The sequence below is a fragment of the Pseudomonas sp. R1-7 genome (genome assembly GCF_051132105.1).
Classification (GTDB): Bacteria; Pseudomonadota; Gammaproteobacteria; order Pseudomonadales; family Pseudomonadaceae; genus Aquipseudomonas.
In genome coordinates, this window is record NZ_CP071661.1 from 5,800,895 (window position 1) to 5,820,696 (window position 19,802).

General features: G+C 60.7%; 21 protein-coding genes and 1 pseudogene. 9 read left to right on the forward strand and 13 right to left on the reverse strand.

Annotated features, from left to right (window positions below):
* Positions 1-35: 35 nt before the first annotated feature.
* From J3P79_RS26305 to dadA, 5 genes are all read right to left on the reverse strand, one after another.
* The gene (locus J3P79_RS26305) at positions 36-449 is read right to left on the reverse strand and encodes a c-type cytochrome (protein WP_039590161.1); all 414 of its coding nucleotides are present in this window, start codon (positions 447-449) and stop codon (positions 36-38) included.
* A 183-nt stretch (positions 450-632) separates the two neighbouring features.
* Positions 633-1,181 (reverse strand): cupin domain-containing protein, encoded by a 549-nt coding sequence (locus tag J3P79_RS26310; protein ID WP_047226150.1) that lies wholly within the window; start codon positions 1,179-1,181, stop codon positions 633-635.
* Between the two features lie 129 nt (positions 1,182-1,310).
* Positions 1,311-2,384, reverse strand: a complete 1,074-nt coding sequence (gene alr, locus J3P79_RS26315; protein ID WP_434606910.1) for an alanine racemase — start codon at positions 2,382-2,384, stop codon at positions 1,311-1,313.
* 97 nt (positions 2,385-2,481) lie between these two features.
* The gene (locus J3P79_RS26320; RefSeq protein ID WP_434606912.1) at positions 2,482-2,835 is read right to left on the reverse strand and encodes a RidA family protein; all 354 of its coding nucleotides are present in this window, start codon (positions 2,833-2,835) and stop codon (positions 2,482-2,484) included.
* Positions 2,807-4,111: a D-amino acid dehydrogenase gene (dadA, locus tag J3P79_RS26325; RefSeq protein WP_039590153.1), complete on the reverse strand. Its 1,305-nt coding sequence runs from the start codon at positions 4,109-4,111 to the stop codon at positions 2,807-2,809. Before dadA ends, J3P79_RS26320 begins: the two co-directional genes overlap by 29 nt.
* Before the next feature lie 155 nt (positions 4,112-4,266).
* Here dadA and J3P79_RS26330 point away from each other — a divergent pair, with 155 nt between their 5' ends.
* Entirely contained in the window at positions 4,267-4,755 is a 489-nt protein-coding gene (locus tag J3P79_RS26330; RefSeq protein WP_003206849.1) for an Lrp/AsnC ligand binding domain-containing protein, read from the forward strand.
* Positions 4,756-4,771: 16 nt separating this feature from the next.
* Here the strand turns inward: J3P79_RS26330 and J3P79_RS26335 are convergent, their stop codons facing one another.
* On the reverse strand, positions 4,772-5,125 hold the full coding sequence (locus tag J3P79_RS26335) for a YkgJ family cysteine cluster protein (RefSeq protein ID WP_434606915.1): 354 nt from the start codon (positions 5,123-5,125) through the stop codon (positions 4,772-4,774).
* Between the two features lie 147 nt (positions 5,126-5,272).
* Here J3P79_RS26335 and J3P79_RS26340 point away from each other — a divergent pair.
* Positions 5,273-6,586: pseudogene (locus tag J3P79_RS26340) on the forward strand (NAD(P)/FAD-dependent oxidoreductase).
* A gap of 44 nt (positions 6,587-6,630) precedes the next feature.
* Here the strand turns inward: J3P79_RS26340 and J3P79_RS26345 are convergent.
* A complete protein-coding gene (locus tag J3P79_RS26345; protein WP_434606917.1) occupies positions 6,631-6,876 on the reverse strand; it encodes a DUF1127 domain-containing protein in 246 nt (81 codons plus the stop codon).
* Positions 6,877-7,056: 180 nt separating this feature from the next.
* On the opposite strand from J3P79_RS26345, the gene J3P79_RS26350 reads away from it, so the two are divergent.
* On the forward strand, positions 7,057-8,487 hold the full coding sequence (locus tag J3P79_RS26350; protein ID WP_434606920.1) for a PLP-dependent aminotransferase family protein: 1,431 nt from the start codon (positions 7,057-7,059) through the stop codon (positions 8,485-8,487).
* Positions 8,488-8,520: 33 nt separating this feature from the next.
* Here J3P79_RS26350 and J3P79_RS26355 read toward each other — a convergent pair whose 3' ends face one another.
* On the reverse strand, positions 8,521-8,928 hold the full coding sequence (locus J3P79_RS26355) for a FimD/PapC C-terminal domain-containing protein (RefSeq protein WP_434606922.1): 408 nt from the start codon (positions 8,926-8,928) through the stop codon (positions 8,521-8,523).
* A gap of 334 nt (positions 8,929-9,262) precedes the next feature.
* On the opposite strand from J3P79_RS26355, the gene J3P79_RS26360 reads away from it, so the two are divergent.
* Complete coding sequence (locus J3P79_RS26360) at positions 9,263-10,828, forward strand: phospholipase D family protein (protein ID WP_434606923.1); 1,566 nt, start codon at positions 9,263-9,265, stop codon at positions 10,826-10,828.
* Here J3P79_RS26360 and J3P79_RS26365 read toward each other — a convergent pair.
* Together J3P79_RS26365 and J3P79_RS26370 are read right to left on the reverse strand one after the other, a co-directional pair.
* Positions 10,825-11,967, reverse strand: a complete 1,143-nt coding sequence (locus J3P79_RS26365) for an MFS transporter (protein ID WP_434606925.1) — start codon at positions 11,965-11,967, stop codon at positions 10,825-10,827. The two genes, J3P79_RS26360 and J3P79_RS26365, sit on opposite strands and share 4 nt — an antisense overlap.
* Positions 11,968-12,140: 173 nt before the next feature.
* Positions 12,141-13,634 (reverse strand): aldehyde dehydrogenase, encoded by a 1,494-nt coding sequence (locus J3P79_RS26370; protein ID WP_434606927.1) that lies wholly within the window; start codon positions 13,632-13,634, stop codon positions 12,141-12,143.
* A gap of 231 nt (positions 13,635-13,865) precedes the next feature.
* Here J3P79_RS26370 and J3P79_RS26375 point away from each other — a divergent pair, with 231 nt between their 5' ends.
* Positions 13,866-14,228: a cupin domain-containing protein gene (locus tag J3P79_RS26375; protein ID WP_434606930.1), complete on the forward strand. Its 363-nt coding sequence runs from the start codon at positions 13,866-13,868 to the stop codon at positions 14,226-14,228.
* Between the two features lie 170 nt (positions 14,229-14,398).
* On the forward strand, positions 14,399-14,644 hold the full coding sequence (locus tag J3P79_RS26380; RefSeq protein WP_434606932.1) for a peptidase inhibitor: 246 nt from the start codon (positions 14,399-14,401) through the stop codon (positions 14,642-14,644).
* Positions 14,645-14,713: 69 nt separating this feature from the next.
* On the opposite strand, the gene rpmG is transcribed toward J3P79_RS26380, so the two are convergent.
* On the reverse strand, positions 14,714-14,869 hold the full coding sequence (gene rpmG / locus J3P79_RS26385) for a 50S ribosomal protein L33 (protein ID WP_003177274.1): 156 nt from the start codon (positions 14,867-14,869) through the stop codon (positions 14,714-14,716).
* An 11-nt stretch (positions 14,870-14,880) separates the two neighbouring features.
* On the reverse strand, positions 14,881-15,114 hold the full coding sequence (gene rpmB / locus J3P79_RS26390; RefSeq protein ID WP_003177273.1) for a 50S ribosomal protein L28: 234 nt from the start codon (positions 15,112-15,114) through the stop codon (positions 14,881-14,883).
* 447 nt (positions 15,115-15,561) lie between these two features.
* Between rpmB and J3P79_RS26395 the strand changes: the two genes are divergently transcribed.
* Positions 15,562-17,148 carry an ABC transporter substrate-binding protein gene (locus tag J3P79_RS26395; RefSeq protein ID WP_434606935.1) on the forward strand — a complete coding sequence of 529 codons (1,587 nt, stop codon included), beginning with the start codon at positions 15,562-15,564 and terminating at the stop codon, positions 17,146-17,148.
* A gap of 47 nt (positions 17,149-17,195) precedes the next feature.
* On the opposite strand, the gene radC is transcribed toward J3P79_RS26395, so the two are convergent.
* Positions 17,196-17,870 (reverse strand): RadC family protein, encoded by a 675-nt coding sequence (gene radC, locus J3P79_RS26400; RefSeq protein ID WP_434606937.1) that lies wholly within the window; start codon positions 17,868-17,870, stop codon positions 17,196-17,198.
* A gap of 145 nt (positions 17,871-18,015) precedes the next feature.
* On the opposite strand from radC, the gene coaBC reads away from it, so the two are divergent.
* Positions 18,016-19,224, forward strand: a complete 1,209-nt coding sequence (gene coaBC, locus J3P79_RS26405; protein WP_434606940.1) for a bifunctional phosphopantothenoylcysteine decarboxylase/phosphopantothenate--cysteine ligase CoaBC — start codon at positions 18,016-18,018, stop codon at positions 19,222-19,224.
* A 5-nt stretch (positions 19,225-19,229) separates the two neighbouring features.
* Entirely contained in the window at positions 19,230-19,685 is a 456-nt protein-coding gene (gene dut / locus J3P79_RS26410; protein ID WP_039590112.1) for a dUTP diphosphatase, read from the forward strand.
* Positions 19,686-19,802 lie beyond the last annotated feature (117 nt).

Genomic DNA, 19,802 nt, shown 5'->3' on the forward strand with positions numbered 1-19,802 from the left:
TCGCAAGCGGCTTTTTTGTGGGCGATGCGGGCGTATTACAGGCCAGACATCTCTTTGATGGCGCCTTTGAGCTCTTCATCGGAGCAATCGGCGCAGGTGCCTTTCGGCGGCATGGCGTTAACACCGGTGATGGCCTTGGCCAGGATGCCGTCGAGACCACCTTGGTGGTCGGCGCGTTCTTTCCAGGCGGCCTTGTCGCCGATTTTTGGAGCGCCCAGCAAGCCCGTGCCGTGGCAAGCATTGCAATGCTTGGCAATCACGTCTTTTGGCGCCTTGGCACCGCCAGCGCCGCCAGCCGCAGTGGCCACTTCCATTCCCTTGCATTCCTTGCCCTGGACGCAAACCTGGCCTACGGGTTCAAGGCGCTTGGCGATTTCATCGTTGGGCGCCGCTTGAGCGCTCGCAGCCCATAGGGCCAATACGGTTGCTGGTGCAGCCAGCATTTTCATAATTAGGTTCACGCGTACACCCTCAATGGTGGCTAGTCACGCCTGCGGCCACGGTTTGCAGGCGGGCGCAAGTATAGCGGTAAGCCTGTCACTCCGAAACAACCCTAAAGTCACAAGGGTCTTGTTTGTCATGACAGCCCAACAGTTGGGCGCCTTTGCCACGCGGGCCTGGCGCCTCTCGGTCTAGAAATTGGCCGGTGTGGCTGCGCTGATCAGTCGCGCCGGCGCGTCGAACGGATTACGGAAACGGTGCGGCTTGGTGCTTTCGAAATAGTAGCTGTCGCCAGCCTCGAGCACGAAGGTTTCGGCACCGACGACCAATTCCAGCCGCCCTTCCACCAGAATTCCGGTTTCCTCGCCTTCGTGGGTGAGCATCTCGTCACCGGTGTCGGCGCCAGGCGGATAGATTTCGTTCAAAAACGCAATTGCCCGACTCGGGTGCGCCCTGCCTACAAGCTTCATGGTCACGGCGCCGTCGGAGATGTCGATCAGTTCGTTGGCTTTGTAGACGATCTGAGTCGGTTTTTCCTGAAGGATCTCTTCGGAGAAAAACTCGACCATGGACATGGGAATCCCGCCAAGGACCTTACGCAGCGAGCTGATCGAGGGGCTGACGCTGTTCTTCTCGATCATCGAAATAGTGCTGTTGGTGACGCCCGCGCGCTTGGCGAGTTCACGCTGGGAAAGGCCTTTGAGTTTACGAATGGATTGCAGTCGTTCACCGACGTCCAATGCTGGAGCCTCCAGGGAATCAGGTTGTGTGTAAAGTGAGCGTTATCATGGCGACAGCGTTCAGTATTTACAACACCTTGCCCCGAATCCTGTGCGGTGAAACCGACTTTCGGTAGGTCACGCTGGGTGTCAGCCTTCGGAATAGAGCCTTGGCACCCGTCGCAGGTTGCAGAAAATCTGGTAGGGAATCATGTCGGCAGCCTTCGCCACGTCACTGGCGAGGACATTCTTGCCCCACAGCTCCACGGTTGAGCCAAGCCCGGCTTGAGGAATATGGGTCAAGTCAACGGCCAGCATGTCCATCGATACCCGCCCGACCAGTTGGCTGAGTTGTCCGTCCACCATCACCGGCGTGCCGTTGGGCGCCTGGCGTGGATAGCCGTCGGCGTATCCCATGGCGACCACACCGACTCGGGTCGGTTGCGCCGTGACAAAGCGCGCGCCATAACCCACGGGCTCGCCGGCGGGGAGTTCACGGACGCTGATGATTTTCGATTCCAGCGTCATCACCGGTTGCAGGCGCGAAGCAACGGCATTGGACTCCTCGAAAGGTGTTGCGCCGTACAGCATGATGCCGGGCCGCACCCAGTCGCTGGGAATCTGCGGCCAGCCCAGCACAGCCGGCGAGTTGCGCAGGCTGACCTCAGCCATCAAGCCCTGGCGGGTCTGCTCGAAGACCGCCAGTTGCTGAAGGCTGCTGGTGTCGTGCAGTTCATCGGCACGGGCGAAGTGGCTCATCAATACAATCTTCGCCACCTTGCCACTGGCCAACAGGCGACGATACGCCGGCTGGAAATCATTCGGGTGCAGTCCAACTCGATGCATGCCCGAATCGAGCTTGAGCCAGACGGTGATCGGCTTGCTTAGCGTCGCGCGTTCGATCGCTTCGAGTTGCCATAATGCATGCACCACGCACCACAAATCATGCTCGACGATCAAGGCAAGCTCATCGGCCTCGAAAAACCCTTCCAGCAGCAGGATCGGCCCGCGAATCCCGCCGGCCCGAAGCTCCAGGGCCTCTTCGATGCACGCCACCGCGAAGCCGTCCGCCCTATCTTGCAAGGCTTCGGCGCAGCGCACCGCGCCGTGCCCATAGGCGTCGGCCTTGATGACCGCAAGGGCCTTGGCCCCCGTTACTTCGCGGGCCAATTGATAATTGTGACGCAGGGCTTGGAGATCGATCAGGGCACGGGCAGGACGCATGGCGGCAGGCTTCTAGGCAGTCATGGGTAAAAAAACCGGCGCGGGCTGACGGCTTCAACCATCAACAGCGCCGGGAGAGGGAGAGTTTCGCCCGCTATCAGGGCAGCGCAGCCACGACGGACAGTTCCACCAGGATCTGCGGGTCGCACAACTTGGCCTCCACCGTGGCGCGCGCCGGCGCGACGCCCTTGGGCAGCCACTTGTCCCAGATTGCGTTCATGCCCGCGAAATGGGCATCGATGTCTTTCAGGTAGATGGTCACCGACAGCAAGTGTTGCTTGTCGGTCCCAGCCAGGTCCAGCAGGCGCTCGACATTGGCCAGAGCCTCGCGAGTCTGCTGCTCGACCCCGGCGCTCATGTCGTCGCCGACCTGTCCGGCCAGGTAAACGGTGCCGTTGTACACGACAACCTGACTCATGCGGTCATTGGTGAGCTGGCGCTGGATTGCCATGTTTAGCGGACTCCTGGGGTTTGCTGCCATAACGGGAAATATCGAGGCCTTCGGCGCTGATCTGCGGCTTTTTCTTCGCCATCAAGTCCGCCAGCAGGCGACCGGAACCACAAGCCATGGTCCAACCGAGGGTGCCGTGGCCGGTGTTCAGGAACAGATTCTTGAACGGGGTAGCACCCACGATGGGTGTGCCGTCCGGGGTGGTCGGGCGCAGGCCTGTCCAGAAACTGGCCTGGGCCAGGTCGCCGCCCCGAGGATAAAGGTCGTTGACGATCATCTCCAGGGTTTCGCGCCGACGCGGGTTCAGCGAGAGGTCAAAACCGGCAATTTCCGCCATGCCACCGACGCGAATACGGTTGTCGAAGCGGGTGATCGCCACCTTGTAGGTCTCGTCGAGAATGGTCGAGGTCGGCGCCATTGCCGGATCTGTGATCGGCACGGTCAGCGAGTAGCCCTTGAGCGGGTAAACCGGCGCACGGATACCGAGGGGCTTGAGCAGCTGGGGCGAATAGCTGCCCAGGGCCAGGACATAACGGTCGGCCGTTTCCAGCTTGCCGTCGATCCACACGCCGTTGATACGGTCACCGGCGAAATCCAGGCGCTCGATGTTCTGGTCAAAGCGGAATTGCACGCCGAGCTTCACGGCCATTTCCGCCAGGCGAGTGGTGAACATCTGGCAGTCGCCGGTCTGGTCATTGGGCAGGCGCAGCGCACCGGCGAGGATGTCGGTGACATTGGCCAGGGCCGGCTCGACGCGGGCGATGCCTTCGCGATCGAGGACTTCAAAGGGTACGCCGGACTCCTTCAGCACGGCGATGTCCTTGGCCGCGCCATCGAGCTGGGCCTGGGTGCGGAACAGTTGGGTTGTGCCGAGGCTGCGGCCTTCGTAGGCAATGCCGGTTTCGGCGCGCAACTCGTCGAGGCAGTCACGGCTGTACTCGGACAGACGAACCATGCGCTCCTTGTTGATCGCATAGCGGCTGGCCGTGCAATTGCGCAGCATCTGCGCCATCCACAGATATTGGTCGATGTCGGCAGTGGCCTTGATCGCCAGCGGCGCGTGACGCTGCAGCAACCACTTGATGGCCTTGAGCGGCACACCCGGCGCGGCCCACGGAGAGGCGTAACCTGGCGACACTTGCCCGGCGTTGGCGAAGCTGGTTTCCATGGCAGGCGCCGGCTGACGGTCGACCACCACCACTTCAAACCCGGCACGGGCCAGATAGTAAGCACTGACGGTACCGATGACGCCGCTACCCAAGACCAGAACGCGCATGTTGAAACCCTCATCGCGGATAACCGCTGACGTTTGTTATACAAAGCTTAGATGCGCGCAGTGTAAAAAAGATCAGCCAGTGCTTTTCACTATATAAACGCCTATATTTGGCGAGAATTCTCGGCAATAACCCTTTTCGTGGAGGCGCATCACCTGTGCGTACCAATACCCAGACCAAACGCGAGCTGGACAAGATCGACCGCAACATCTTGCGCATCCTCCAGGCTGACGGGCGAATTTCCTTCACCGAACTGGGGGAAAAGGTTGGTCTTTCCACGACGCCGTGCACCGAGCGGGTCCGACGCCTGGAGCGCGAAGGCATCATCATGGGCTACAACGCCCGGCTCAATCCGCAACACTTGAAGGGTAGCCTGCTGGTGTTCGTCGAGATCAGCCTCGACTACAAGTCAGGTGACACCTTCGAAGAATTCCGACGCGCAGTGCTGAAATTGCCTCATGTGCTGGAGTGTCACCTGGTTTCGGGGGATTTCGATTATCTGGTTAAGGCGCGGATTTCCGAGATGGCCTCGTACCGCAAGCTGCTGGGCGACATCCTGCTCAAATTGCCCCACGTGCGCGAGTCCAAGAGCTATATCGTGATGGAAGAAGTGAAGGAGAGCCTGAACCTGCCGATTCCGGATTGAGCCCGGCTCCAGACCGCTAGACCAATACCTGCCGGGTGCTGGCCATGTATTCATGAATCTGCTTCTCGACACGCGGATGGATCAACTCCACCGGACGTCGATCATTGGGGCACGGCAGGGTCGCCGTCGTACCAAACAACCTACAGATCAGCGGCCGCTCGTCATACACCGTGCAACCGTTCGGCCCCAAGTGCACACAGTCGAGCGCCTCCATGGCGGCATCTTGTTCGGCGCGGGTCTTGCGCGGCAGGCGAGCCATTTCCTCCGGCGAGGTGGTCACCGGACCGCAGCAGTCGTGACAGCCCGGTACGCACTCAAACGTAGGAATCTGCTGACGCAGCGTGCGGATTTTTTGACTGTTGCAGCTCATCGAGGCGGTTACCGGGGTCGGGACAGGCTTGGATTCTGCCTTAAAAGCCGCAGGCCAGACAGCGCCAGCCGACCAGTGTTGCCGACGGAGGAAAGCACGGCTTATGCTCCGTAAAATTTCTCAAACACAACAATCAGGATTACGCACATGAACGCCCGTGTTCAGCAACCTGTCCCTAGCCACGCGCACGCCGCCTCTTATTACGCCGCCAGCAGCCTGCCGCAGCCGGACCATCCGGTGCTGCAAGGCGAACTGGTCGCGGACGTCTGCGTGGTGGGCGGCGGGTTCTCCGGGTTGAACACGGCCATCGAACTGGCCGAGCGCGGGATGAGCGTGGTACTGCTGGAAGCGCACAGGATCGGCTGGGGCGCCAGCGGGCGCAACGGCGGCCAGTTGATTCGCGGCGTTGGCCACGGCCTTGACCAGTTCGCCTCTGTAATCGGCACCGACGGCGTCCGCCAGATGAAACTGATGGGGCTCGAGGCGGTGGAAATCGTCCGGCAGCGAGTCGAGCGTTTTCAGATTTCCTGCGACCTGAGCTGGGGTTAATGCGACCTCGCCAACAAACCCGGTGATCTACAGGGCTTCGCCGAAGACGCCGAAGAATTGCGCAGCCTGGGCTATCGCTACGAAACCCGACTGTTGCAAGCCGAAGAAATGCACAGCGTGGTGGGTTCGGATCGCTACGTTGGTGGCCTGATCGACATGGGCTCGGGCCATCTGCATCCGCTCAACCTGGCGCTGGGAGAAGCGGCGGCGGCCCAGCAACTGGGGGTTCGGTTGTTCGAGCAATCGGCAGTCACCCGTATCGACTACGGCCCTGAAGTGAAGGTGCACACCCAGCACGGCTCGGTCCGGGCCAAGACGCTGGTACTGGGCTGCAACGCCTACCTCAACGGCTTGAACCAGGAATTAAGCGGCAAAGTGCTGCCGGCCGGCAGCTACATCATTGCTACCGAGCCGTTGAGCGACACTCAGGCACGTGCGCTATTGCCGCAGAACATGGCGGTTTGTGATCAGCGGGTGGCGCTGGATTACTACCGGCTTTCAGCGGATCGCCGCCTGTTGTTCGGTGGGGCTTGTCATTATTCCGGGCGCGATCCGCAGGACATCGGCACCTACATGCGTCCGAAAATGCTCAAGGTTTTCCCTCAGCTAGCGAACGTGAAGATCGATTATCAATGGGGCGGGATGATCGGCATCGGCGCCAATCGCCTGCCACAGATCGGTCGCCTCAAAGACCAGCCGAACGTGTATTACGCCCAGGCCTATTCCGGCCATGGCGTAAACGCCACGCACCTGGCGGGCAAACTGTTGGCCGAAGCGATCAGTGGCCAGCAGGGAGGTGGCTTCGATTTGTTTGCCCAGGTCCCGCACATGACGTTCCCGGGCGGCAAGCATTTGCGCTCGCCGCTGCTGGCGTTGGGGATGTTGTGGCATCGGTTGAAAGAACTGGTGTAACCGTGGCGAGGGAGCTTGCTCCCTCGTCACGGGCTTCTATCGATTCAAAGCCGCCAGAACGGCTTCAGGCCTTCCGCCCGGGCCTCTTCCCGGCTCAGCCCGATGTCACGCAACTGTTCGGTCGAAAGGTCGAGCAATGCTTTGCGTGTATGCAAACGATGCCAGAACAGTCCCCAGCGACTCAGGCCGGCTGGAGCATTGCGCAAGACCCCGCTGCGCAGCTCCTTTACCTGCCCAGCCGCCAGTTCCTGACTGTGTAACGTCAGCCGTACATCGCTCAAGCCGTTCATTTTGATCGCTCCTGTTTACTTGGGTAGCCAGAGCTTTCATGATGCGCGGACAGCCACAAGCAATACAGATTCAACCAGTACCTTTTATAAGCATACAGATTGGGCATTTTCGACACTGAATCGAAGTTTTGCGCCACAACTGTATGGGTTGTCGCTTTCCCACTTCATCGAGAATGCACCATGACTCTGTACGTGAATCTCGCCGAACTGCTCGGCACCCGTATCGAACAAGGCTTCTACCGCCCCGGTGACCGGCTGCCGTCGGTGCGCGCCTTGAGCACCGAACACGGGGTCAGCCTGAGCACGGTCCAGCAGGCGTATCGCATGCTGGAAGACAGCGGGCTGGCGATGCCGAAACCCAAGTCCGGCTATTTCGTCCCGGTCAGCCGGGAACTGCCGGACCTGCCAGCGGTGGGCCGTCCAGCCCAGCGCCCGGTAGACATTTCCCAATGGGACCAGGTGCTCGAACTGATACGCGCCATACCGCGCAAGGACGTCGTGCAACTGGGCCGCGGCATGCCGGATATCCACTCGCCGACGATGAAGCCCTTGCTGCGTAGCCTGGCGCAGATCAGCCGGCGGCAAGACATGCCCGGCCTGTATTACGACAATATCTACGGCAACCTGGAACTGCGGGAACAGATCGCCCGGCTGTCGCTGGATTCCGGCTGCCAACTGGGCGCCAACGACCTGATCGTCACCACCGGGTGCCATGAAGCATTGTCCGTCAGCGTTCGCGCCACGTGCGAGCAAGGGGACATCGTCGCGGTGGACTCTCCCAGCTTCCACGGCGCCATGCAGACGCTCAAAGGCCTGGGCATGAAAGCCTTGGAAATACCCACCGACCCACTCACCGGCATCAGCCTGGAAGCTTTGGAACTGGCGTTGGAACAATGGCCAATCAAGGCCATACAGTTGACGCCAAGCTGCAACAACCCGCTGGGCTACATCATGCCCGAGGCCAACAAACGCGCCTTGTTGACCTTGGCACAGCGTTTCGATGTGGCGATTATCGAAGACGATGTGTATGGCGAACTGGCTTACACCTACCCACGCCCACGCACGATAAAGTCCTTCGACGAAGACGGTCGCGTCCTGCTTTGCAGTTCTTTTTCCAAGACCCTGGCGCCGGGCTTGCGCGTGGGCTGGGTTGCACCCGGCCGCTATCTGGAACGGGTGCTGCACATGAAATACATCAGCACCGGGTCCACCGCGCCGCAGCCCCAGATCGCCATTGCAGAATTTCTCAAGGCTGGCCATTTCGAGCCCCATTTGCGGAGGATGCGCGCGCAGTACCAGCGAAATCGCGACGTAATGATCGACTGGGTGAGCCGCTACTTTCCCCAGGGCACCCGCGCCAGTCGCCCCCGGGGCAGCTTCATGCTCTGGGTCGAACTGCCGGAAGGTTTCGATACGCTGAAGCTCAACCGCATGCTTCATGATCAAGGAGTACAGATCGCCGTCGGCAGTATTTTTTCGGCGTCAGGCAAGTACCGCAATTGCCTGCGCATGAACTACGCTGCCAAGCCAACGGCACAGATCGAGGACGCCGTGCGCAAGGTCGGCACAGCAGCCGGCAGACTACTGGCGGACGTGCCCGATGGCCATTGAGCGTGCGTGCCCACACCCAAGGCACCGCTGAGCTCAGCCTTCCTGGCAAGCCACCTCAAGACGGTCGTAGGGTTCGGTTGAAGCGGGCAATTGGCGGGTGTCGAATTCCAGACGGCAGATTCGCTCATCGGCACGCGTCACGTTGAGACGAACCACGTCGGGGGCGTCCTCCAGGTAGATCAGGCCAGCGTCGACTACCGTCGTCAGGTACTGCCCTTGATGATCATAGACGCCCAGGCCTTTCGCCACGGGCGCGCCTTCTTCGTTGCGCACGTACAGCATCAGACGGCGAACCATGCCGGCCTGAAAGTCGAGCCGCGGGACCGCGCCACGCGCCGCGCGCACTTCTTGGAACCCGTTAGGCACCTCGACGTTGCGCGGCAAGCTGACCGTGTCGATCTCAATGCGGCTCGCCTGGTAGGCCGGCAACGCGGCCGCCACAGCACGCCCCTCAATGAAAACGTCGCCCAATCGAATGCCCGTGACCATGTCGTATTGATGCGCGAGTTGCCGTTCCCGCCCGCGCTTTTGTAGCGAGTCAGCGAACCGCTGACTGCACCCCACGACGAATCTGCCCGCCTCAGCGATTCATACATTGCCGATGAAAGTCGCCGCGATCAGGAAAAGACTTTGCGAGGAACCGGCTTTTTCAGCATGGCTTGTGGCTTTTCAACTTCCGAGGCGGGTTCCCACAGCCTGAAGCGTCGTATCCCTCAAACAGGATGAATCACAAAGCCATGCCATACTTCCTCGCAACGATCCGGGACGACTTGATTTGAGACCACATCTGACGCTGCCTTTTGCTCTGCTGCTTGCTACGCTTCTCTGCGGCTGTACGAGCCTGGACATTAATCGCGAGCCCAGCCAGGCGTTGCCGGCGGAGCAATCGACATTCGGTCGCTCAGTCCAGGCCCAGGCCGCGCTTCACGAGGGTCGCTCGGGTTTTCGCCTGCTATCGGACAGCACCGAGGCCTTCACCGCCCGTGCCGAATTGATCCGCAACGCCCAGAGCAGCCTGGATTTGCAGTACTACATCGTCCACGACGGGATCAGCACGCGAATGCTGGTGGACGAGTTGCTCAAGGCCGCCGACCGGGGCGTGCGCGTGCGCATCCTGCTGGACGACACCACCAGCGACGGGCAAGAGCAGACCATCGCGACGCTCGCTGCCCACCCCAACATCCAGATCCGCCTGTTCAACCCTTTGCACCTTGGGCGCGCCACTGGCGTGACCCGCAGCCTCGGACGGCTGTTCAACCTTTCACTGCAACACCGCCGCATGCACAACAAGCTTTGGCTGGCGGACAACAGCATGGCGATCGTCGGGGGCCGAAACCTCGGGGATGAGTACTTCGATGCCGAACCCAATCTGAACTTCACCGACATCGACCTGCTCGGCGTCGGACCGGTGGCCGAACAGCTGGGACACAGCTTCGACCAATACTGGAACAGTGCCCTGAGCAAGCCTATCGAACAGTTCATGTCCCGTCGGCCCGCCGCCCAAGACCTGGCCGAAAGCCGCTTGCGCCTGCAGGCGTCCCTGGAGCAGACGCACAAGGAAAACCAGGCGCTGTATCAACAGCTGACCACCTACAAGACCCAGCCACGCCTGGATACCTGGCGCAGTCAATTGATCTGGGCCTGGAACCAGGCGTTGTGGGATGCGCCGAGCAAAGTACTCGCAAGGGATGAACCTGATCCCCAATTGCTGCTGACGACGCAACTGGGGCCGGAGCTGACCGGAGTGAGCAAGGAATTGATCATGATCTCGGCCTACTTCGTTCCCGGCCAGCCGGGCCTGGTGTACCTGACCAGTCGCGCCGATGCCGGCGTGTCGGTGAGCCTGCTGACCAACTCGCTCGAAGCTACTGACGTGCCCGCGGTGCACGGCGGCTATGCGCCGTATCGCAAGGCCCTGTTGCAGCACGGCGTGCGCCTGTTCGAACTTCGACGACAGCCGGGCGATGATGGCAGCAGCCCACATCTGTTCTATAGCAAGTCCTACGGCGAGTCGGACTCCAGCCTGCACAGCAAAGCGATTATTTTCGACCGGCAAAAGTCCTTCATCGGCTCGTTCAATTTCGACCCGCGCTCGGTTCTGTGGAATACCGAGGTCGGCGTACTGGTGGACAGCCCGGAGCTTGCCGGCCAGGTGCGCGAGCTGGCCTTGCAGGGCATGGCGCCGACTCTGAGTTATCAGGCCCGGCTCGAAGACGGAAGGTTGGTATGGACCACTGAAGACAACGGCCAGCTACACGATCTGGACCGTGAGCCTGGTAGCTGGTGGCGCCGGTTCAATGCCTGGTTCGCCACCACCATCGGGCTTGAGAGGATGCTTTAGACGGGCTGTGTCGCCCCGAAAGCCCCTTGTCGCAACAACAGAATCACCAACCCGAACGCCCCTGCCGCCATGAACAAGGGCAGCGCATGCCCGCTGATCCATTGGCTGCCCGCCCCCGCCAGCAAAGGACCGACCAGGCATCCAATCCCCCAAAGCTGAGCGATATGAGCATTGGCCCGTACCAGCGCATCGTCGCGATAACGCTCGCCGATCAGAATCAGCGACAAGGTGAACAGCCCTCCCGCGCTGGCGCCAAACAGTACCCACAGCGGCCAGATGAAGAGCGTGTCGATCAACAGCGGCACCGCCAGGCTGGACACCATCAAGACCACCGCGCAGCCAGTGAACAACGACCGACGCGAAAGGCGATCGGCCAAGGCACCGATGGGCAGTTGCAGCAAGGCATCGCCGACCACCACCGTGCTGACCATCGCCAGCGCGACATCAGCGCTGAAACCCTGGCGCAAGCAATAGACCGGCAGCAGTGTCAGGATCATGGCTTCAAATGCGGCGAACAACGACACGGCCCAGCCAATCGCCGGCAAACCACGGCAAAATTCCCATAAATTCTTGAAAGTGACCGCGCTGGCTTCGCTGGTGGGCGCCCCGCTGCGGCCAAGCAGCAGCAACGGCGAGACCAGCAGCAGGCCGACACCCACCCAGAAGCCATAGTCGTGATCGGTCCCCAATGCGCCCAGCAGCAACGGGCCGGACAATTGACTCAGGGCATAGCTGCTGCCATACAGCGCCACTAACCGACCGCGCCACTGTTCGATGACCAGTTGATTGATCCAGCTCTCGCCAAGGATGAACACCAACGTCAGGACGACGCCAATCACCAACCGCAGCAGCAACCACACCGGATAGCTGGGCAACAGCGCCAACAACCCGATGGACAGCGCCCCACCCCAGAGGCACAGGCGCATCAACGCCGCCGTGCCGAAGTACGCCGCCAGCCGGCTCGACACCTTGGCCCCGACCAGCACCCCGACAGCCGGCATGGCAGCCATCACGCCGATGGCGAACGAGCCGTAACCCCAGCCCTCCAGGCGCAGCGACACCAGCGGCATGCTCACGCCCAGCGCCAGGCCGACACTCAGGACAGACGCCAACACGGCGAAATAAGTCGCCCAACGCATTTCGACGCTCCTGCGACAATCACTCAAAACAAGGTGGGAGCGAGCTTGCTCGCGATGGCGGCGCAACATTCAACGACGTCGTCGATTGTCATACCGCTGATCGCGAGCAAGCCCGCTCCCACAGGGGACTTGCGCTACTTGAGACCCCGAGCGAATCCGGAGCTGTCATTTCGTCAAAGCTTGATCCAGGTGGCCTTCAGCTCGGTGTATTTGTCGAATGCATGCAGCGACTTGTCCCGGCCGTTACCTGACTGCTTGAAGCCACCGAACGGCGCGGTCATGTCGCCGCCGTCGTACTGGTTGACCCAGACGCTGCCGGCGCGCAGCGCCTTGGCGGTCAGGTGGGCCTTGGAGATATCCTTGGTCCACACAGCGGCCGCCAGGCCATAAGGTGTGTCATTGGCGATCTGGATGGCCTCTTCGGCGCTGTCGAAGGCGATGACGGACAATACCGGGCCAAAAATCTCCTCCTGGGCAATTTTCATCGCGTTGCTCACGCCGTCGAAAATCGTCGGTTCGACATACGTACCGCCGGTTTCCTCGAGGATCCGCTTACCGCCTGCCACCAGCTTGGCGCCATCGCTGTGACCGGCCTCGATATAGGACAGTACGGTATTCATCTGCTGGGTATCGACCAGAGCGCCGACATTGGTGGCTGGGTCCAGCGGGTTGCCGGGCTTCCAGCTCTTGAGCGCCTCGATCACCAGCGGCAGGAAGGTGTCCTTGATGGAACGCTCCACCAGCAGGCGTGAACCGGCGGTGCAGACTTCGCCTTGGTTGAAAGCGATGGCGCTGGCGGCGGATTCGGCGGCGGCTTGCAGGTCCGGGGCGTCGGCGAACACAATGTTCGGGCTCTTGCCGCCGGCTTCCAGCCAGACGCGCTTCATGTTGGATTCACCGGAATAGACCATCAGTTGCTTGGCGATCCGCGTAGAGCCGGTGAACACCAGCGTATCGACATCCATGTGCAAGGCCAGGGCCTTGCCAACGGTGTGGCCGTAGCCCGGCAGGACGTTCAGCACGCCTTTGGGAATGCCGGCTTCAATCGCCAGGGCAGCGATGCGGATCGCGGTCAGCGGGGATTTTTCCGAAGGTTTCAGCACCACGGAGTTGCCCGTGGACAAAGCCGGGCCGAGCTTCCAGCAAGCCATCATCAGCGGGAAGTTCCACGGCACGATGGCGCCGACCACACCGACGGGTTCACGGGTCACCAAGCCCAACTGATCGTGCGGCGTAGCGGCCACTTCGTCGTAGATTTTGTCGATGGCTTCACCGCTCCAGCTCAGTGCCTGGGCGGCCCCGGGCACGTCGATATTCAGCGAGTCGCTGATTGGCTTGCCCATGTCGAGGGTTTCCAGCAGGGCCAGCTCCTCGGCGTTCTGCTTGAGCAGGCCGGCAAAGCGAATCATCGCGGCTTTGCGCTTGCTCGGCGCCAGGCGCGACCAGACGCCGGAATCGAAAATGGTGCGGGCATTTTCGACGGCGCGCTGGGCGTCGGCCACGTCACAACTGGCAATCTTGCCCAGCAGGCGTCCATCGACCGGGCTGAGGCAATCAAAGGTTTCGCCGGACACCGCATCGGTATATTCGCCGTTGATGAACGCGCGGCCTTCGATCTTCAGGTCGCGGGCACGCTGTTCCCAGTCGGCACGAGTCAGGGTGGTCATGCGAGTGTCCTCCTCTTATTGGGTAGGAACGCCGCGGCACCCGCAGCGCTCAAGAATTCTGCCCGGCCAGCCTGTTTTCGGCGCTGTTTTCGGCACGGAACACCCGCCACCCTAAACCAGCCGCCGGGGATGTTTCAATATATTTGACACAACGCTGGCAAACGACCTTGCGATGTTCGTTTTAATAAACATAGACTCGACGCTTCCAAGCCATCACCGGAGATCAAGCGCATGAGCATCCAGGACATCGTCGATTTCGGCCAGGCCAACACCCCCGCCGATCGTTACCGCCCGGACCCGGCCAAGGTGCTCAAGGGGGATCCCGAACAAGCGGTGTTCAATCATTACAACAGCCCTTGCGGCCAGATGAATGCCGGGGTCTGGGAAGGCGCCGTCGGCCAGTGGACGGTCAACTATACGGAGCACGAATACTGCGAAATCGTCCAGGGCGTCTCCGTGCTGCGCGACAGCGATGGCAATGCCAAGACGCTTCGGGCCGGCGATCGCTTTGTGATTCCCGCGGGATTCAAGGGCACCTGGGAGGTGCTGGAACCGTGCCGCAAGATCTACGTGGTGTTTGAAGCGAAAGTCTGAATTGCACCGTAAAAGTCAGTGACACTTAATCAATGGTCATCTGGCGCAGCGACAACTAAAACGTTCCACAGGCACCACGCAAATTATCGTCGCAACAGCACGCGCAGGACGCGCGAGCTACCCGAACGGTGAGTGCCTTAACTTTTCAATTATTAGCAAGGAGGCTAGAAATGCCTGATCAAATCGACGTCATTGTCACGCCCACACCTAACGATCAATGCGACATCGCCATCGCCCAGTACACCATTGGCCAAAAATGCACCCCTGAATTACTTGAAGAGGTTCGAGCTCTGGCCAACGGGGCCCCTGTTCGGGCTACTGGGCCCAAATACCCTACAAGCTGGGATCTTCGCCCGCGACGTATCAACCTTCAGACCGATGCCAACAGGATCATCATCGGCATCAAATGTGGTTGATCTCTAAACCAACAAAAAAGGGCCCGTATCTCACGATACGGGCCCTTTTTTGCAAGAGGGAAAAATCAATTACTTGATTTTGCCTTCCTTGTAGATCACGTGCTTGCGAACAACCGGATCATATTTCTTGATCTCGATTTTGTCCGGGGTAGTACGCTTGTTCTTGTCGGTAGTGTAGAAGTGACCAGTACCGGCGCTCGAGATCAAACGAATCAATTCACGCATGATTAGCTCCCTTAAACCTTGCCATCGCGACGAAGTTCGGCCAGCACGACACTGATGCCACGCTTGTCGATGATGCGCATGCCCTTGGCAGATACGCGCAGACGTACGAAACGTTTCTCTTCTTCAACCCAGAAGCGGTGATGCTGCAGGTTCGGCAGGAAACGACGACGGGTTTTGTTGTTTGCGTGGGAAATGTTATTCCCAGTCACCGGACCCTTACCGGTAACTTGACAGACTCTAGACATGCCTCAGCCCTCTAAACCTCATGCCCAACCCGGCATGGGTTGGCCGCTTAATCTCTCAGTCATTTGGCGCCAGGCGCCGCGTTTCTTTAAGGGTCTTACCGGCTACACCTACAGTGAAGGAACCGGGCCCCTAGAAAAGAGCGCTGCTTTATACCAGAAAGACCCAGGCACAACAACAGCCGGTGTGATTTGTCTTCATTGTAAATCGTCGCCCAACAGCCCCAGGCGGCTAGGGCAAGGGTCGGCGATGCCCTTACCGCTCGTCGTGGCACGCAGGTTTTTTTCGGTCGATGACGAGTTGGCACCCAGGACACCTCCTGCGAAGCGCAGGAAAGAGTGCCGGAAAATGCAAAAAGGGGATAGTCATTTGCAGGCGAGGCCACTAGGGTAGACCTTTTCCAGACTGCACTCGCAGATGGGCCTCCGACCTGCACAGGAAATCAAATCATGCGCCTCGCTGCCCTACCACTGTTGCTCGCCCCTCTGCTGATCGGCCCGGTGGCCCAGGCCGCCGCCCTGAGCGTATGTACCGAGGCCAGCCCGGAAGGGTTCGATGTCGTTCAATACAATTCACTGACCACCACCAATGCTTCGGCCGACGTGCTCATGAACCGCCTGGTGGACTTCGACACGGCCAGCGGCAAGGTGGTGCCGAGCCTGGCCGACAGTTGGGAAGTCTCGCCCGATGGCCTGACCTATGTCTTCAAGCTGCGTCCACGGGTCAAGTTCCATCGCACCGACTATTTCACACCGCGCCGCGACCTGACCGCCGAAGACGTCAAGTTCAGCTTCGATCGCATGCTGGATCCGGCCAACCCTTGGCACAAGGTTGCGCAAAGTGGCTTCCCTCACGCCCAGTCCATGCAACTGCCGGCGCTGATTACCAAAATCGACGCGCTGGACCCACTGACCGTGCGATTCACGCTGGACCACGCCGATTCGACTTTCCTGGCCACATTGAGCATGGGTTTTGCGTCCATTTATTCAGCCGAGTACGCCGACCAATTGATGAAGGCCGGCAAGCCGGAACAACTCAACAACCAGCCCATCGGCACCGGCCCGTTCATTTTCAACCGCTTCCAGAAAGACGCCTCGATTCGCTACAAGGCCAACGGTGAATATTTCGGCGGCAAGCCCCAGGTGGATCCGCTGATCTTCGCCATCACCCCGGACGCCAACGTTCGCCTGCAGAAACTGCGACGTAATGAATGCCAGATCGCATTGTCGCCCAAGCCGCTGGACGTACAGGCTGCCAAGCAGGAGCCCACGCTGAAAGTGGAACAGACTGACGCGTTCATGACCGCTTTCCTGGCGATCAACAGCCAACACCCGCCCTTGGATAAACCGGAAGTCCGCCAAGCCATCAATCTTGCCTTCGACAAGGCCAGCTATCTCAAGACTGTTTTCGAAGGCACGGCCGAAGCGGCCAACGGTCCTTACCCACCGAACACATGGAGCTACGCCAAAAACCTGCCCGGCTATGCCCATGATCCGGCCAAGGCCCGGGACTTGCTGGCCAAGGCCGGTTTGAAGGAAGGCTTCAAGACCACAATCTGGACCCGCCCTTCCGGCAGCCTGCTCAACCCCAATCCGAGCCTGGGGGCACAGTTGCTGCAATCGGATCTGGCGGAGATCGGCATCCAGGCGGAAATCCGCGTGATCGAATGGGGCGAACTGATCCGCCGCGCCAAGGCCGGCGAGCATGACCTGCTGTTCATGGGCTGGGCTGGGGACAACGGTGACCCGGACAACTTCCTCACGCCGCAGTTTTCCTGCGCGGCGGTCAAGTCCGGCACCAACTTCGCCCGTTATTGCAACCCGGACCTGGACAAGCTGATCAGTGCCGGCAAGACGACCAGTGAACAAGGCGTGCGCACCAAGCTCTACGAACAGGCCCAGGCGCAGATCCAGCAGCAAGCCCTCTGGCTGCCGTTGGCGCACCCGACTGCGTTCGCATTGACCCGCAAGGATGTGCAGGGTTATTCGGTGAGCCCGTTTGGGCGCCAGGATTATTCCAAGGTCAGTCTCAAATAACCCTGCCTGAAGCGCTCCCACAAGGATTCATATCGTCAGGTCGCGCCTCACATCCATCCATACTCCGCCATGGACAGCGGGTCCCCATCGCCGATGATGAAATGGTCGAGCACCCGCACATCGATCAGCTCCAGCGCCTCCTGGAGCCGTCCGGTGAGCACACGGTCGGCCTGGCTGGGCTCGGTGTTGCCGGAAGGGTGGTTGTGGCACAGGATCACAGCGGCGGCGTTGTGAGCCAAGGCTCTCTTGACTACTTGGCGAGGATGGACGCTGGCGCTGTCGATCGAGCCGCGAAACAGCGCCTCGAAGGTCAGCACCTGGTGCTTGGCATTGAGAAACAGGCAACCAAACACTTCGTGAGGCTCGTGGCGCAACATCGATTTCAAATATTCACGAACCGCGAACGGGCTTTCCAGGGTGGTTTTTTCCCGTGCCCGTTCAGCCAAATGCCGACGACTCATTTCCTGAGCGGCTTGAAGCTGGGCAAACTTTGCGGGGCCAAGTCCCATATGGTTGCTGAAGGTGATCTGATCCGCTTCAAGCAGCGCACGCAGGCTGCCAAACTGGATCAATAGCTCTCGCGCCAGGTCCACTGCGCTCCTGCCCGCAACGCCCGTGCGCAAAAAAATCGCCAGCAACTCGGCGTCTGAAAGGCTTCCCGCCCCGGACGCCAACAACCTTTCCCGCGGCCGCTCGGCCACGGGCCAATCCCGAATACTCATGGTATCTCCCTGATAGTGGGCGCCGCTGTTCCGTAGCGGACGCTGTGATATCTTAGCCCATCTTTTTTGCAGGCGATTTTCACCCAGGCAGGCTCATGCCGAGGGTTTCGCCCTGCACTGACCACTGAAATCGAAAGGCAGGCCTATGCAGCGGCTGTATCGGAAACGCATCGTTCTGGGCGTCGGCGGCGGCATTGCCGCCTACAAGAGCGCCGAGCTGGTTCGCAGGCTTATCGACCAGGGCGCGGAAGTGCGGGTCGTCATGACCCGTGGCGGCAGTGAGTTCATCACCCCGCTGACCATGCAAGCCCTGTCCGGACACCCGGTCCACCTGGATTTACTCGACCCCGCGGCTGAAGCAGCCATGGGCCACATTGAACTGGCCAAGTGGGCCGACCTGGTGTTGATCGCCCCGGCCACGGCCGACCTGATAGCCCGCCTGGCCCAGGGCATCGCCGACGACCTGCTAACCACCCTGGTGCTCGCCACCGACGCAGTGGTTGCCGTCGCGCCGGCCATGAACCAGGCCATGTGGCGCGACCCGGCTACCCAGGACAACCTGCACCTGCTCGAAAGCCGCGACTTGAAAGTCTTCGGCCCGGCCTCCGGCAGCCAGGCCTGCGGCGATGTCGGCATGGGGCGCATGCTTGAGGCCACCGACCTGGCCCAGTGCGCCGCCGATTGCTTCAAGCGCGAGGCCCTGACGGGCAAGCACGTGCTGATCACCGCCGGACCGACCCAGGAAAACATCGACCCGGTGCGCTACATCACCAACCACAGCTCCGGAAAAATGGGCTTCGCCCTCGCCGAAGCGGCCGTTGAGGCTGGCGCCCGAGTGACGCTGATCACCGGTCCGGTGCACCTGCCGACCCCGGACCGGGTCACGCGCATCGACGTGGTCAGCGCGCGGGACATGCTCGCGGCTTGCGAAGCGGCGATCCCTTGCGACCTGTTCATCGCCTCGGCTGCGGTAGCGGACTACCGACCTGAAGTCGTCGCCCCGCAAAAATTGAAGAAAGACCCTACAAGCGGCGACGGCCTGCTCCTGCAAATGGTGCGCAACCCGGACATCCTGGCCACCATCGCCACTCGTACCGATCGTCCGTTCAGCGTGGGTTTTGCCGCCGAAACCGAACACCTGCTCGATTACGCCGCGCGCAAGCTCAAGGACAAGAACCTCGACTTGATCGTCGCCAACGACGTCGCCAACCCGAGCATCGGCTTCAACAGCGAAGAAAACGCCTGCAGCGTGATCGACCGCCAGTTGCACGCCACGCTTTTCGCCCAGACCAGCAAGGGCAAGATCGCCCGCCAACTGATCACTTTCATCGCCGAACGGCTGAACCAGGTTTAATTCCAATGCACGCGCTACAAGCCAAGATCCTCGACCCTCGCATCGGCAACGAATTTCCACTGCCGCAATACGCTACACCGGGCTCCGCCGGTCTCGACCTACGGGCGATGCTCAAGCAGGACACGGTGCTGGAACCGGGCCAGACCCTACTGATTCCTACCGGCCTGTCGGTGTACATCGGCGACCCGGGCCTGGCCGCACTGATCCTGCCGCGCTCGGGCCTGGGCCACAAGCACGGCATCGTGCTGGGCAACCTGGTGGGTCTGATCGATTCCGACTACCAGGGCGAACTGATGGTGTCGTGCTGGAACCGCGGCCAGACCGCTTTCAACATTGCCATCGGCGAGCGCATTGCCCAACTGGTGCTGGTGCCGGTGGTCCAGGCTCACTTCGAGCTGGTCCAGGAGTTCGACGAAAGCCAGCGTGGCGCCGGTGGTTTCGGGCACTCCGGTAGCCATTGATGCGGCGTTTGCGGCCGGGCGCCCTGCCCGGCTGCTTTATTAAGCTTCTGTTTCAGGACTAAATATGCGCAACGGCTGCCGACGAGGTTTCCCACCCGGAATCAAGGTTTTAGACCG

Coding starts and splice junctions, on each gene's coding strand:
- dadA (WP_039590153.1), bottom strand. CDS start 4,111: ATGCGCGTTCTGGTCTTGGGTAGCGGCGTCATCGGTACCGTCAGTGCT.
- coaBC (WP_434606940.1), top strand. CDS start 18,016: ATGCAGCGGCTGTATCGGAAACGCATCGTTCTGGGCGTCGGCGGCGGC.
- alr (WP_434606910.1), bottom strand. CDS start 2,384: ATGCGTCCTGCCCGTGCCCTGATCGATCTCCAAGCCCTGCGTCACAAT.
- dut (WP_039590112.1), top strand. CDS start 19,230: ATGCACGCGCTACAAGCCAAGATCCTCGACCCTCGCATCGGCAACGAA.
- J3P79_RS26370 (WP_434606927.1), bottom strand. CDS start 13,634: ATGACCACCCTGACTCGTGCCGACTGGGAACAGCGTGCCCGCGACCTG.
- J3P79_RS26380 (WP_434606932.1), top strand. CDS start 14,399: ATGCCTGATCAAATCGACGTCATTGTCACGCCCACACCTAACGATCAA.
- J3P79_RS26375 (WP_434606930.1), top strand. CDS start 13,866: ATGAGCATCCAGGACATCGTCGATTTCGGCCAGGCCAACACCCCCGCC.
- J3P79_RS26345 (WP_434606917.1), bottom strand. CDS start 6,876: ATGAACGGCTTGAGCGATGTACGGCTGACGTTACACAGTCAGGAACTG.
- J3P79_RS26320 (WP_434606912.1), bottom strand. CDS start 2,835: ATGGCAATCCAGCGCCAGCTCACCAATGACCGCATGAGTCAGGTTGTC.
- rpmG (WP_003177274.1), bottom strand. CDS start 14,869: ATGCGTGAATTGATTCGTTTGATCTCGAGCGCCGGTACTGGTCACTTC.
- J3P79_RS26350 (WP_434606920.1), top strand. CDS start 7,057: ATGACTCTGTACGTGAATCTCGCCGAACTGCTCGGCACCCGTATCGAA.
- rpmB (WP_003177273.1), bottom strand. CDS start 15,114: ATGTCTAGAGTCTGTCAAGTTACCGGTAAGGGTCCGGTGACTGGGAAT.
- J3P79_RS26305 (WP_039590161.1), bottom strand. CDS start 449: ATGAAAATGCTGGCTGCACCAGCAACCGTATTGGCCCTATGGGCTGCG.
- J3P79_RS26395 (WP_434606935.1), top strand. CDS start 15,562: ATGCGCCTCGCTGCCCTACCACTGTTGCTCGCCCCTCTGCTGATCGGC.
- J3P79_RS26335 (WP_434606915.1), bottom strand. CDS start 5,125: ATGAGCTGCAACAGTCAAAAAATCCGCACGCTGCGTCAGCAGATTCCT.
- J3P79_RS26365 (WP_434606925.1), bottom strand. CDS start 11,967: ATGCGTTGGGCGACTTATTTCGCCGTGTTGGCGTCTGTCCTGAGTGTC.
- radC (WP_434606937.1), bottom strand. CDS start 17,870: ATGAGTATTCGGGATTGGCCCGTGGCCGAGCGGCCGCGGGAAAGGTTG.